At 68.0% G+C, this 12,530-nt stretch carries 14 protein-coding genes and 2 tRNA genes; 12 read left to right on the forward strand and 4 right to left on the reverse strand.

The genetic code is table 11. The features are described 5' to 3' along the window. Positions 1 to 26: 26 nt before the first annotated feature. Both Q8R27_RS08910 and Q8R27_RS08915 read right to left on the reverse strand, forming a co-directional pair. Positions 27 to 302: a hypothetical protein gene (locus Q8R27_RS08910; RefSeq protein WP_305595332.1), complete on the reverse strand. Its 276-nt coding sequence runs from the start codon at positions 300 to 302 to the stop codon at positions 27 to 29. Between the two features lie 197 nt (positions 303 to 499). Beyond that, a tRNA-Thr gene (locus tag Q8R27_RS08915) sits at positions 500 to 574 on the reverse strand. 364 nt (positions 575 to 938) lie between these two features. On the opposite strand from Q8R27_RS08915, the gene murA reads away from it, so the two are divergent. The 5 genes from murA to Q8R27_RS08940 all read left to right on the forward strand — a co-directional run bounded on the left by murA (position 939) and on the right by Q8R27_RS08940 (position 5,892). Further along, a complete protein-coding gene (gene murA, locus Q8R27_RS08920) occupies positions 939 to 2,228 on the forward strand; it encodes a UDP-N-acetylglucosamine 1-carboxyvinyltransferase (protein WP_305698686.1) in 1,290 nt (429 codons plus the stop codon). A 5-nt stretch (positions 2,229 to 2,233) separates the two neighbouring features. Continuing rightward, a complete protein-coding gene (locus tag Q8R27_RS08925; protein ID WP_305698687.1) occupies positions 2,234 to 2,665 on the forward strand; it encodes a DUF2948 family protein in 432 nt (143 codons plus the stop codon). A 36-nt stretch (positions 2,666 to 2,701) separates the two neighbouring features. Next, on the forward strand, positions 2,702 to 4,009 hold the full coding sequence (gene hisD, locus Q8R27_RS08930) for a histidinol dehydrogenase (RefSeq protein WP_305698688.1): 1,308 nt from the start codon (positions 2,702 to 2,704) through the stop codon (positions 4,007 to 4,009). Positions 4,010 to 4,158: 149 nt separating this feature from the next. Continuing rightward, the gene (locus tag Q8R27_RS08935; protein WP_305698689.1) at positions 4,159 to 5,094 is read left to right on the forward strand and encodes a fatty acid desaturase; all 936 of its coding nucleotides are present in this window, start codon (positions 4,159 to 4,161) and stop codon (positions 5,092 to 5,094) included. A 159-nt stretch (positions 5,095 to 5,253) separates the two neighbouring features. Then, positions 5,254 to 5,892 (forward strand): SH3 domain-containing protein, encoded by a 639-nt coding sequence (locus Q8R27_RS08940; RefSeq protein ID WP_305698690.1) that lies wholly within the window; start codon positions 5,254 to 5,256, stop codon positions 5,890 to 5,892. On the opposite strand, the gene Q8R27_RS08945 is transcribed toward Q8R27_RS08940, so the two are convergent. Further along, positions 5,889 to 7,190, reverse strand: coding sequence for a hypothetical protein (locus Q8R27_RS08945; protein ID WP_305698691.1), 1,302 nt, complete (start codon positions 7,188 to 7,190; stop codon positions 5,889 to 5,891). The genes Q8R27_RS08940 and Q8R27_RS08945 overlap by 4 nt on opposite strands. A gap of 195 nt (positions 7,191 to 7,385) precedes the next feature. On the opposite strand from Q8R27_RS08945, the gene Q8R27_RS08950 reads away from it, so the two are divergent. The 7 genes from Q8R27_RS08950 to Q8R27_RS08980 all read left to right on the forward strand — a co-directional run bounded on the left by Q8R27_RS08950 (position 7,386) and on the right by Q8R27_RS08980 (position 10,617). Further along, positions 7,386 to 7,862, forward strand: a complete 477-nt coding sequence (locus tag Q8R27_RS08950) for a UPF0262 family protein (protein ID WP_305698692.1) — start codon at positions 7,386 to 7,388, stop codon at positions 7,860 to 7,862. Between the two features lie 5 nt (positions 7,863 to 7,867). Next, entirely contained in the window at positions 7,868 to 8,356 is a 489-nt protein-coding gene (locus Q8R27_RS08955; RefSeq protein WP_305698693.1) for a low molecular weight phosphatase family protein, read from the forward strand. A gap of 91 nt (positions 8,357 to 8,447) precedes the next feature. Continuing rightward, positions 8,448 to 8,666, forward strand: a complete 219-nt coding sequence (infA, locus tag Q8R27_RS08960; RefSeq protein ID WP_111458197.1) for a translation initiation factor IF-1 — start codon at positions 8,448 to 8,450, stop codon at positions 8,664 to 8,666. Between the two features lie 25 nt (positions 8,667 to 8,691). Continuing rightward, a complete protein-coding gene (locus tag Q8R27_RS08965) occupies positions 8,692 to 9,273 on the forward strand; it encodes a nucleoside triphosphate pyrophosphatase (RefSeq protein ID WP_305698694.1) in 582 nt (193 codons plus the stop codon). Next, entirely contained in the window at positions 9,270 to 10,310 is a 1,041-nt protein-coding gene (locus Q8R27_RS08970; protein WP_305698695.1) for a ribonuclease E/G, read from the forward strand. Before Q8R27_RS08965 ends, Q8R27_RS08970 begins: the two co-directional genes overlap by 4 nt. Then, the gene (locus Q8R27_RS08975; RefSeq protein ID WP_305698696.1) at positions 10,307 to 10,471 is read left to right on the forward strand and encodes a DNA gyrase inhibitor YacG; all 165 of its coding nucleotides are present in this window, start codon (positions 10,307 to 10,309) and stop codon (positions 10,469 to 10,471) included. Before Q8R27_RS08970 ends, Q8R27_RS08975 begins: the two co-directional genes overlap by 4 nt. Before the next feature lie 70 nt (positions 10,472 to 10,541). Beyond that, positions 10,542 to 10,617 (forward strand) — tRNA-Phe (locus tag Q8R27_RS08980). Positions 10,618 to 10,681: 64 nt separating this feature from the next. On the opposite strand, the gene Q8R27_RS08985 is transcribed toward Q8R27_RS08980, so the two are convergent. Further along, positions 10,682 to 11,893: a glycosyltransferase family 87 protein gene (locus Q8R27_RS08985; protein ID WP_305698697.1), complete on the reverse strand. Its 1,212-nt coding sequence runs from the start codon at positions 11,891 to 11,893 to the stop codon at positions 10,682 to 10,684. Positions 11,894 to 12,530: the final 637 nt, after the last annotated feature.

Here is a 12,530-nt window from a genome sequence, read left to right on the forward strand (position 1 = left end):
AGCAAGCATCCCCGCCTGCGCCAAGCTCAGGTGATGTGACTGGGGCTTATGGGGTCGCTGCCGGGGAAGCTTTCCTCGATCGCCTCGTCGAGCAGGGCTTCCTGGCGATCTTCGGACGCGGCTTCCTTGTCCGCTAGCTGATCGTGCTTCTCGTCGTCGGCCAGCGGCTCCGCCTTGCGAGCGTGCGGCGTCTGAATGTGACGATCCTCAAGGCTCGGCTTACCTTCGACGGCCATATCGGCGGTAGAGGCGCTGGAGCCATGGGTGAAAGAGCGATCGGTGTCTGAGCTGCGGGTCGGCATGGGACTTAAGTCCTCCTGTGGCCTTGTAAGGCGTTCGGTGACTCAACCCCCTGGCGCGTCGCCAGTTGCAGCGCTTGCGCACAATGTCGCGAGCGACGGCGCTGGCTCAGTCGGAGGACGCACTGGGGAGGGAGGAGAATTGAAGCTAGTTCGCCCCGCCAGGCCCGCCCTGCGCGCGATATCGCGCGAGGGTGCCATGGTGCCGCCGGGGGGAATCGAACCCACGACCTCAGCCTTACCAAGGATGCGCTCTACCACTGAGCTACGGCGGCGAAAAGGCGAGGCGCGGGCTATAGCCAAAGCCGACCGCGCCGTGAAGCGAAATCGACGGCGGGTGGTTGCTTGACGCCATTGCCCGCCCGTCGCAAGCCTGTGCGGGTGAAGTGTCAGCCTCCGACTGTGAAGACCCGCCTCGACCCGCGCCGTGAGAAGCTGGCGCTGGCGCTGCGCGCGAATCTGCGCCGCCGCAAGGTGGGCGGTGGGCCGCCGGCGGCGAAAATCGGGCGTCCGGCGGACGAAACGCCTTCGTGATCCGCATGGCTAAGCCTAAATCGCGACCGGCGCTGGACACTGCGATGCGCTGCGGTGATGAATCCGCGCGCCGCCCGCGCCCACATCGTCGATCGAGGAACTGATTTGGACCGTATCGCCATCACCGGCGGCGTTCGGCTGGAGGGGGAAATCCCGATCAGCGGCGCCAAGAACTCCGCGATCAAGCTGATGGCCGCCAGCCTTTTGACCGACGAGCCGCTGCGGCTGACGAATATGCCGCGGCTAGCCGACACCCGCTTCCTGGGGCGGCTTCTGCAACGACTGGGCGCTGATCTCGTCGAGAGCGATGGCGTCGATGGGCCCGAGACAGTGCTTCGGACGAAAGAGATCGTCAGCGCAATCGCGCCCTATGACCTGGTCCGTCAGATGCGCGCATCCTTCAATGTGCTCGGCCCTCTGTTGGCGCGAACGGGGCAGGCGAAGGTATCGCTGCCCGGCGGCTGCACCATCGGCGCGCGGCCCGTTGATCTGCATCTGAAGGCGCTGGAGGCTTTGGGCGCACAGATCGACCTGCACGAGGGTTACGTTTACGCCCAGGCGCCGCGTGGTCTTCGCGGCGCGACTATCGCGTTTCCATTCGTGTCTGTCGGCGCCACCGAACACGCCTTGTTGGCCGCCGTGCTCGCCGAGGGCGAGACGGTCCTAGAAAACGCCGCCTGCGAACCGGAGATCGTCGATCTCGCCGACTGCCTGAACAAGATGGGTGCGAGCATTTCGGGCGCTGGTACGCCCAGCATCCGTATCAAGGGCGTCGCCCGCCTGGGCGGAGCCTCCCATGCGGTGATCCCCGATCGCATCGAAACTGGCACCTATGCGCTCGCCGCGGCTATGGCTGGGGGAGAGGTCAGGCTCACCAACACCCGTGCAGACCTCATCGAGGCGCTGCTCGACAAGATGACCGAGGCGGGCGCCGAGGTGACCCGCCACAACGACGGTGTGACCGTAAAGCGCAACGGTGCGCGGCTGCGGGCCGTGGAGATCGAAACCGACCCCTATCCGGGTTTCGCGACGGACCTCCAGGCCCAGTTCATGGCCCTCATGACCCTAGCCGACGGCGAGAGCGTGGTGCGGGAGACGATCTTCGAGAACCGCTTCATGCATGCCCCTGAACTGCGCCGGCTCGGCGCCGACATCACGGTGTCGGGCGGGGAGGCGAGGGTGCGGGGCGTCGACGCCCTCGAAGGGGCGCCCGTGATGGCCACCGATCTTCGGGCTTCGGTGAGCCTGGTGATCGCCGGTCTGGCGGCGCGCGGCGAGACCATGGTCAACCGCGTCTATCATCTGGACCGCGGCTTCGAGCGCCTGGAAGAAAAGCTCGGGGCGTGTGGCGCCCAGGTGCGGCGCATCGTCGGCGACGGCGAACCCGAGGACTGATCTGCATGCCAGGTCCAGATTCAGCGGCGCTGCGTCTACTCGCCATGGACGAAGACGATCTCGCGGTGATCTCGGCGGCGCTTCAGGACGCTGTCGCCAAGGTCGGTGATATCGCCTACGAGCCGCGCGAACGCCGCCTGACCATCGTCTTCAATCGGTATCGGTGGGAATCCGGCGGCGGCGAGCGGGTCCGCTCGGCGTTGCAGCTCGGCGGCGTTTCACTGCTCCAGGCTCGCCGCATCCGCCGCGGCGCCAGGCAGGCGGTCGTGGAGCTGCTTTCCGTGCACTTCGAGGTCGGCGATGCGCCGAGCGGCTCGGTGGTGATCAGCTTCGCCGGCGGCGGCGACCTGCGCGCTGAGGTCGAATGCGTCGACGCCATCCTGGCGGACATTTCCACGCCGTGGCCAACCCGCAGCGAACCGGCTCACGAGACTTGATGGCCTTAGCGCGCCAGGCCCGCTAAACACCGCGCCATGCGCCGCTTCCGCATCTCCGATCCGGGTTTCGACCCGGCTTTCGCCGCCTTCCTGGACGAGCGCCGGGAGGCGCCGCAGGAAGTCGACGACATCGTTCGCGGCGTCCTGGCCGCAGTCCGCAACGAGGGACTGGCGGCCCTGCTGCGCTACGCGCGCGAATTCGACCGCGTCGAGCTGGACGAGCGATCGATCCGCATCGGCTCCGACGAGATCGCCGCGGGAGCCGCAGCGTGCGAGCCTTCGGTGGTCGAAGCCATCGCCTTCGCCGCCCAGCGCATCCGCGTCTATCATGAACGCCAGCGGCCGGCCGACGCCAGCTTCGTCGACGCGGCCGGCGTCACGATGGGCTGGCGTTGGACCCCGCTCGACGCGGTGGGAATCTATGTCCCTGGCGGACGTGCAGCCTATCCCTCCACCGTCCTGATGAACGCCATACCCGCGGTCGCGGCCGGGGTCGGACGCATCGCCATGGTCACGCCGCCGGGCAAGGTGCAGCCGGCGGTGCTCGCCGCCGCCCAGCACGCTGGCATTTCTGAGATTTGGCGGGTCGGCGGCGCACAGGCGGTCGCGGCGCTGGCGTTCGGCGCGGGCCCCATCCGACCAGTCGATAAGATCGTCGGGCCGGGCAACGCCTTCGTCACCGCGGCCAAACGCCAGGTCTATGGCGTCGTCGGCATCGACGCCCTGGCGGGACCCTCCGAGATCGTGGTGGTCGCCGATGCGGCTAACGATCCGCGCTGGATCGCCGCCGATCTGCTGTCGCAGGCCGAGCATGATCCCGGCGCCCAATCCATTCTGATCACCGACAGCGAGGCCTTCGCCGCCGCTGTCGAGGCCGCCATCGACCTTGAGCTCAGCAAGCTGGCTACTGGTGCAGACGCCGCGGCGTCGTGGCGCGACCATGGCGCAGTGATCATCGCGCCGCTCGACGCTGCTCCCGGTCTCGTCGATCGTATCGCACCCGAGCACGTCGAGTTCGCGATGGATGCGCCGGAGCGATTGGCCGACCGGGTGCGTCACGCTGGCGCGATCTTCCTGGGCCGTCACACGCCCGAAGCTTTGGGCGACTACGTTGCGGGCTCCAACCACGTACTGCCAACAAGCCGCGCAGCCAGATTCTCGTCAGGCCTGTCGATGTATGACTTCCTCAAGCGCACCTCGATAGTCAACTGCGGCCCCGCCGCTTTCGCAGAGCTCGGGCCGCACACGGTCGCGCTGGCGACCGCAGAAGGGCTGCCGGCCCACGCCCTCTCGGCCGCGCTTCGGCTGGGCGCCGAGGCACGCTTCGATGGCGGCGACCAGTAGACGTCGATGCGCCTCGAACCCGCCCACCTTTAGAGGTAGTTGACGTCATCCACAGTGAGCGGACGCATCCCGTGACCTCCCAAGCCACACCCTCAGAAGGATGGAGTCGAAAGCTCGCGCCTTATCGTGAGCCCAGCATTGCGCGCAGCGTGATCGAGGTGTTGATCACCGCCGTGCCGCTGGCGGCGCTCTGGGCTCTGGCCTGGGCCCTGCATGAACGGGGCTGGTGGTGGGCGGCGCTGCTGCTCACGCTCCCGGCCGCGGCGTTCTTGGTGCGGCTGTTCATGATCCAGCACGATTGCGGACATGGCTCGTTCTTCCAGGACAAGCGCGCCAACGATTGGCTGGGCCGCGTGATCGGCGTGCTCACGCTCACCCCGTACGACTATTGGCGCCAGACCCACGCGATCCACCACGCCACGTCCGGCAACCTCGATCGGCGCGACCTGGGCGCCATTGAGATGCTCACTGTCGAGGAATATCACGCGCTGACGCCGGCGCGCCGGCTGGGCTACCGCCTGTATCGCAACCCGCTGGTGATGTTCGGCCTGGGGCCGGCGTTCGTGTTCTTCCTGATGCAGCGACTGCCGATCGGCATGATGCGCCGCGGCTGGCGACCTTGGGCCAGCGTGCTGGGCAACGGCGCCGCGGCGGCCGTAGGCCTGGGCGCACTCATCTGGATGTTCGGACCGGCGCCGGTGCTGATGGTCAATGTCCTCACCATGCTGCTCGCCGCCACCGTCGGGGTGTGGTTGTTCTACGTCCAGCACCAGTTCGAAGGCGCGATCTGGGCCCGCAACGCGGACTGGCGTCGCGATGACGCAGCGTTGCATGGGAGCTCGCATTACGACCTCCCTGCGGTGCTACGATGGTTCACCGCCAACATCGGCGTGCATCACGTCCACCACCTGTCCAGTCGCATTCCGTTCTATCGGCTGCCGAAGGTGCTGAACGATTTCCCGGAGCTGCGCGCGGTGAGCCGCGTGGGCCTCTGGGAGAGCTTCGCCTATGCGCGCCTGTCCCTGTGGGATGAAGGCGCTCGCCGTCTGGTCTCATTCCGCCAAGCCGCTCAAGCCCGCGCCTGAATCTCTGCGCCGGACTCTCCGCGTCCGGCCGTCGGCGGATCGCGCCGCGAAGCTGAACGGCGGCTGACTACAACCCTCCGGACCCATTCAGGCGGCGACCTCTAGTTTGCAGACCATCGGGGCTCAGGCCCCAAGGCAAATGCAGACGGGAGTAGGTCCATGCACAATTCCAAATCCGTCAATCAGGTCCGTGGCGCGACTGTCGCGGTGATCGCGGGCGTCCTGGCGATCAACGCAGGCTCCACCGCGTCGGCGCAGGCTTTCGGCGGCAACCTCCAGCCGGTGGTCGGCTGCGATGCGCCGGGGTCCAAGCAGACGGGCGGCGCGGTCATCGGGGCCCTGCTGGGCGCTGTCGCCGGCAGCAACCTGGCCAGGAACGACCGTGGAACGGGGACGGCGATCGGCGCGGTGGCGGGCGCAGCCGCCGGTTCGGCGATCGGCTGCAAGATGCAGCGCACGGATCAAGTCCGCAGCGCTTACGGCTACGGCGGCTATGCGCCGGCGAACGCCACCTACGTCTCGCGCGGCTATCGGCTGTCGTCCAATCTCGCGCCAGCCAGCTTCGAGCGTGACGGCGGGGGCTTTGTCGCCCGCAGCAACCTGAATCTGCGCTCGGCGCCGACGACCGGCGCCCAGCGGGTCGGCCAGCTTCGCGCTGGCGAACGTTTCCAGGCCCTGGCCCGGGTGCGCGGGACGGACTGGATCCTGGTTGGTGAGAACGGCGTCGGCGTCGGTTACGTCCACGGAGCCTACGTCCAGCCAGAACGCGCCTATAGCTACGCGTCGTACCGCTACTAGGCGGCCCGGACGCTGGCGTGCGTTGCGCCCAACAGCGCGACCATGCCGGCGTCCCTGGCTGATGCGGTGCGATAGACCAGCACCGATCGGGTCACATGTTTCAGTGCGTCGATGGTCGCCTTTGACCAGCCGTGGAATTCCGCTTCGCCCATGTGAGGCGGACATTCCACGGACAGAGCCTGCAGGCCGCACCCCTTGAGCTGCGACAGCGCGCCCGGCGCCGGCGGGGTCGTGCTCAGTCTTCCCACCACGAACAGCGAAAACGGCCGGATCAGCGAGACGGCGCTGAGCAGCGCCACTTGCGGCACGCCTTCCAAGTCGCAGATCTCACAGATCACGCCGCGCTGCACGAAGTCGTTGGCCTCTTTGAACGCCTTGGCGATCTCGTCACGCCCGCGCTGACTGGACAGGCTCACATACGAGACCGGGATGATCAGGCTTGGCTGCAGCTTGGCCCCGTCATCGGCGTCCAGTCGGTCCAAGCCCCGCGCGATGGTCGCCAGATCGATCCGCAGTAGGTCGGCCCGCGACAGCAGCGCGATGGCCGCGGGAGGCAGCTCCTCGTCGCTGCCGGTCACCAGCACCCGGCGCGCCAGGCGAAACCCGATGCGGGCGTAGTTCTTCAGTTCGAATACCGGCTCCAATGTGCACGATACGCGCAGTTCTCGCCCGTCAGAGGCGACGAACGGAGACCACTGGTCCATCGTGCGGCGGATGCGGCGCAACACTGGCTGCGGCTTCGGCTCGGGCTCGGGAGCCTCCACGAAAGACGCAGGTTCGGGAGGTACGGCCGTCTCGGCTTGCGCTTCCTCGGCCGCGGCACGCGCCGCCAGCGCCGGGTTGATCTTTATTGCCTCGACCCCGGTCGATGAGATCTTGTTGACCTCATGGACGTAGCCATTCGCCAGGTGCGCTTCACCCAGGAAATGGCCGAGGATCTCGCGCAACGCCACCAGGCAGGCGGCCTGACATCCGAAGCGGCTCAATTCGGGCTGACAGATGAGGAAGTCGGTCTCCGACACCCGCAGGTAAAATCCTCGTGCGCCCAGCATGCGCTGCAAGGTTCGCTCGGCGTGGGCGTAGACCTGGTCGCGGCGCAGGCCCCACTTCGACCCGAAGCGGTCATAGACCGCGTCAAGGGCGATGATGTTGACCTTACCCTGCGCCAGCAACTCCGGATCGCCGAATTGCTCCATCGCGGCTTCGCCGTCGGCCGACATGAGTCGCGTCACGGCCTTGGCGGCCATTGGGTCGACGCGGACGGCGTCGTCGGCGGTGGTCTCGGTCGTGGGACTCACGGAGCCTCACCTCACAAAGCGCACTGGGTCGATTTCAACCGACCGTTGAGGGATTGTCTCACGCACTCAGTTAACGAGATGTGCGGCCATCCATTCGTTCGGCGGCCGATTCGGCGGGCTTGATCCACGTCAGGCGACGTCGCTCGCGACGCAACATTTGCAATCGGCGCAGGATTGCCGCACCGGTCGAAGGCCATGGGCGAGCGAAACCACAGCAACCGGCTGCAGAAGGTCGAGATCGACGAGGAATCCCTCGCCGCCGCGTCGCGCGACCAGGAGCAGGAACGCCAGATCGCCATCTTCGACCTGCTCGAAGACAACCTGTTCGAGCCTGACGGGGCCCAACAGGGTCCCTACGATCTGCGTATGAGCGTTCTGGAGAACCGGCTGGTCCTGGACGTCAGCGGCCCGGGCTACGAGCGACGCCACATTCTTTCGCTGTCGCCGCTGCGCAGCCGCATCCGCGACTATTTCCTGATCTGCGAGAGCTACTACCAGGCGATCCGCAACTCGACGCCCTCGCAGATCGAGGCGCTCGACATGGGGCGCCGGGGCCTGCACGACGAGGCGTCCGAGATCCTGCGTGCGCGGCTCGCCGGCAAGATCGAGACCGACCGCGACACTGCGCGGCGTCTGTTCACCCTGATTTGCGCCCTGCATTGGCGCGGGTGAGGGGCATGGGCCAGAACGATAATTCCCCCACCCCTGGCGCCGTGCTGTTCGCCTGCAACTATAACCGCGTGCGCTCTCCCATGGCCGAGGCGTTGCTGCGGCGCGTCGCCGGCGACAGGATCTTTGTCGATAGCTGCGGGCTGAAGGAGGAGAGCGGCGAGGGTGTGATCGATCCTTTCGTCGAGACTGTGATGGCCGAACTTGGGTGCAACATGGCGCGCCATCATCCCAAGTCGTTCGCTCAGTTGCAGGACGACTCGTTCGATCTGGTCATCTCGCTCACCCCCGAGGCCCAGCATCACGCCGTCGAGCTCACCCGCGGGCGCGCCGTGCAGATCGAATATTGGCCGATTTTCGATCCGACGCTGGCCGACGGCACGCGCGAGTCCCGGCTCGCGGCATACCGAGAGGTGCGCGACGCGCTGGCGACGCGAATCGCTGAGCGGTTCGCCCAACCCGTGAAGATGCGGCGCCCCATCGACCCGGAGCGGTGACCTGGGCTATGATGCGTTGACATCTGCACGGCTCGCGACCGATTCCCGGACGCGGGCCGTTCGCGTTAGGTGCGTCCATTTGGGAGAATGCATGGCGAAAGAAGAACTGTTGGAGTTTCCGGGCACGGTCAGCGAAGTCCTGCCCAACGCGACGTTTCGCGTGAAGCTTGAGAACGATCACGAGATTATCGCCCACACGGCCGGCAAGATGCGCAAGAACCGGATCCGGGTGTCGGCCGGCGACAAGGTGCTGGTCGAGATGACGCCCTACGACCTCACCAAGGGCCGCATCACGTTCCGCGTCCGCTAGAAGGTCGCCAGGCGCCTTGTCCCACTTGGCCACGCAGCGCCTGGTCCTGGCCTCAGCCAGCCCACGGCGCCTTGAACTGCTGCGGCAGATTGCGATCGCGCCCGATGCGGTCGAGGCCGCCGAGATCGACGAGTCTCCGCTCCCCAAGGAAACCCCGCGTTTGCTCGCCGGACGCCTGGCCGCCGCCAAGGCCGCCAGGGTCGCGGAGCTGCATCCCGACGCCTATGTGATCGCCGCGGATACGGTGGTGGCCGTGGGGCGCCGCGTGCTGCCCAAGGTCGAGACGGCCGAGCAGGGGCGCGCCTGCCTGGCGTTGCTCTCCGGCCGCGGCCACCGAGTGCTGACCGGTCTTGCCGTGCTGGCGCCCGACGGGCGCGGCGCCAGTCGCCTGGTCGAATCGCGGCTGAAGGTCAAACGCCTCAGCGGCAGCGAGATCGAGGACTACGTCGCCTGCGGCGAGGGTTTCGGCAAGGCCGGCGGCTACGCCATCCAGGGACGCGCCGGCGCCTTCGTCATCGAACTGCATGGCTCCTACTCCGCCGTCGTCGGCCTGCCGCTGTATGAGACCCAGGCTTTGCTGGGCGGCCTTGGATATCGCCTCCGATGAGCGAGCGGCGGCTCTACCTGGATGCAGGCGTCGGCGAGACCCGCGGCGTCGTCACGCTCGACGGCAAGCCCGAACGCCTGCTGATCCGCCGCGACGAGGAAGACCTTCGCCTGGCGCTGGGCGCACGCCTGGTCGGGCGCGCCCGACGCGTGGACGCCTCGATCGGCGCGGCCTTCATCGACCTTGGTGACGGCGCCGAAGCGATCCTGCCGTTCAAGCCCGGCGAGCGGCCCGTGGAAGGCTCGTCCCTGGAGGTCGAGATCCGCAGCGAGGCGCGCCACGCAAAGCTCGCGGTCCTGCGGCTGGTGGGCGAAGGGCAGGGGGCGCCGCGTCTCCTCGATCCGCCGCCGCCGCTTCGCGAACAGCTTGCAGCCCTTGTCCGGAACGCAAGGATCGTCGACGGCGCCGACGCGCGCCGCATGGCCGACGCCGCCCAGGCCGAAGCGCTGCAGACTTTGCATGCGCTGCCGGGTGGCGGGGTGCTGGCCATCGAGCCCACCCGTGCGCTCACCGCGCTGGACATCGATCTGGGCGACCGCAAGGGCGCCGACGCCAAGCGCGTCACCCGCCAGGTCAATCTGGTCGCCATCGCTGAAGCCGCCCGCCTGCTGCGTCTGAAGGGCCTGGGCGGACTGGTGGTCATCGACCTCGTCGGCCGCGGACACGATGGTACGGCGCTGCTGGCGGCCGCGCGCCTGGCTTTCGCGCCGGATAATCCCGGCGTCGCTCTGGGCCCGATCAGCCGCTTCGGCACCCTGGAGCTCACCATTCCACGTCGCGCCCCGCCACTGCGTGACGCCCTGTGCGACGAGTATGGCGGGCTGACAGACCGCGCGCTCGCCCAGATGCTGATCCGTCGACTGGAGGCCGAAGCCCACGCCAATCCTGGCGGACGACTCGCTGCGCGCGCAGCGCCCGATGTGGCCACGGCGGCAGGCTCGCTCGCCGCGAAGCTTGCCGGCATCGTCGGCGCGCGTTTCACCATCGAGGCCGACGCCAAACTCGCCCGCGAGCGCTTCGAGGTCGCCGCCGCATGACCCAGGCAAAATGTCCGATCTGCCGCAAGCCGGTGGAGCCCGAGTATCGTCCGTTCTGCTCCAAGCGCTGCGCCGACGTCGACCTGCAACGCTGGATGGTCGGCGCCTACGCAGTACCCGCGTCGGAGGAGGACGACGCCTCCGACGAAGACGAAGCCTGAGGCGCGCGCGGCGTCTGGACTTCGAATAAGCGCTCTTCTATAGACCCGGCTCCCGCAAGCGGCGGCGTGCGCCTGGGTAGCTCAGTTGGTAGAGCAGCGGATTGAAAATCCGCGTGTCGGTGGTTCGAATCCGCCCCCAGGCACCACATCTGCCCGCCGCCAGCGCGATCCCTTCCCAGTGATCCCCATCGAACGGCTCACGGCGTGATCTCAGTCGGCCTTGGCGCGATCCGTTGCGCCCGCTGGCCGAAACCAGAGGGGCAGACGGCAGATCACGAGCATCACGACCGCCAGCGGTCGGGCGACGGCTGTGAAGGCGAAGACGCCGGCCAGGCGGGACAGCGCCGATGACCGCCCGACCATCAGCGCGACCGCCGCCGGCTGCACCAGGGCCAGTTCGTACATCAACGCATAGGGGGTCGCGAGGTAGTAGCCGCTCATCAGCGCCAGCAGGCGTTCCACAGGATCGGAGGTGCGTCTGAAAGCTGCGACGACCAGCCAAGCGCCAAGCGCGGCTCCAGCGGCCATGACGCCGACCTGCGCCGGTTCCCCGAGGCCAGCCAAGCGCGCGATCGCCTTGGGCGTGATCCCGATCCAGGGCCGGCTGTCGACGATCTCTGAAAACCCCGCCAGCGCGGCGAACCAGCTTACCCAGGTCTGCGGCCCATGCGCCGCAAGCGATACGAGGCAGAGGCCGAGGCCGACGAGACCTGCCGTGATCAGCGCCTTGAGGTGTCCACCAGCCAGCAGGGCCAGTGGGACCATCACGAGAATCTGCGGCTTCGCGGCCGCGAGCAGGCCGAACACCATTCCCGCGAGCCGCGGCCGGGATTCCAGCCAGATCAGCGCCAGGATGAGTCCGGCGGCGATCACTAGCGTGACCTGACCCGTCAGCAGCGCCACGACCGTCGCCGGGCTCGCAAGAACGAGCGGCCAGGCGCGTCCGATAAGGCTCCGCGCCGCCACGCAATACAGGATCGCGCTGATGGCGATCCAGGTCAGGTAAGCGGGGAAGAGCGGCGCAGCCCGCAGCGGCTGCAGGAACAAAAGGAATGTGGGGGGGTAGGGGAAGGGCCGCAGCACGGTTGGGTCCGAGACCGCCCAGGCCTGGGCCTTGGTGATTGCGATGACATCGTAGACCGCATTCAACGGCATCCGCGCCGCGGTCCAGAACACTGTGAAATCAGCCTCCAGCTTGGGCAGGTCCCTCACGATCGCCGTCACGAAGGCGCAGTCGATGAACAGCGCGATCGCGAGCGAGAGCAGGATCGTCGCCCGATGGACCCTCGATAAGGGGGCGATCCCCTGTTCGCCCTTCGCAACCACGTGGTCTTGCGCTCTACCGAACAGTTGCATCAAACCCCCGGCCTGCGCGCGCGCGGTCGCCGAAGCGACCATCGTTGCGCCGGCCGCATCGAGCAAGGCCGGTCCGCCTACGACGTCGGAATTCATCGACCATCTGTGCGCTGCGTCTGGCGGGCGGGGCCAGGTCGCGGCGAGGCCATTCACCGTCACAGAACCGGCCAAGTGTGCGGCCAGGTTGTCGCGCATCGAGCCTGGCCAGGGCGGGAGAACAGACGATGCCGCCCGCAGGCGAGGACGAGCCTTCCAACCCCTTCGAACGCGCCAGCCCCTGGGGCCGCGCGCGGCAGGCGCCGTTCCGCATCGGCGCGCTGCCGCAGTCGCCCTCCCGCCCGCCGCCGCCTCGGCCCGCAACGCCGCCGCCAGGCGAGATAAAGCGCGCCGCGCCGGCGCGGCCGAGCGGCCGGGGAATCCTGTCTGGTTCGTTGATCCCGATCCGCGCCGCGCCGGCGTCTCCGCCACTCGCTGAACCGGCGCCGATCGCCCGGGAACCTCAGCCGTCAGCGGTCGCAGCCCGCGCTCAGGGGGAGCTCGAGCCTTCTGTGGCGGCTCGGCCGACCGCCCTCGCGCCCATCCCATCTGAGCGCGCAGCGTCTGTACCGGAGGCCGCGCAACCGGTCTTCGCTCCCCAGCGCCCGGCTGCGCGGCGCCCACGTCGCCGGCTGCCGCTGCTGCCGCTTGCGGCGGCTGTGGTGGT

It is taken from the genome of Phenylobacterium sp., assembly GCF_030697305.1.
GTDB lineage: Bacteria > Pseudomonadota > Alphaproteobacteria > Caulobacterales > Caulobacteraceae > Phenylobacterium.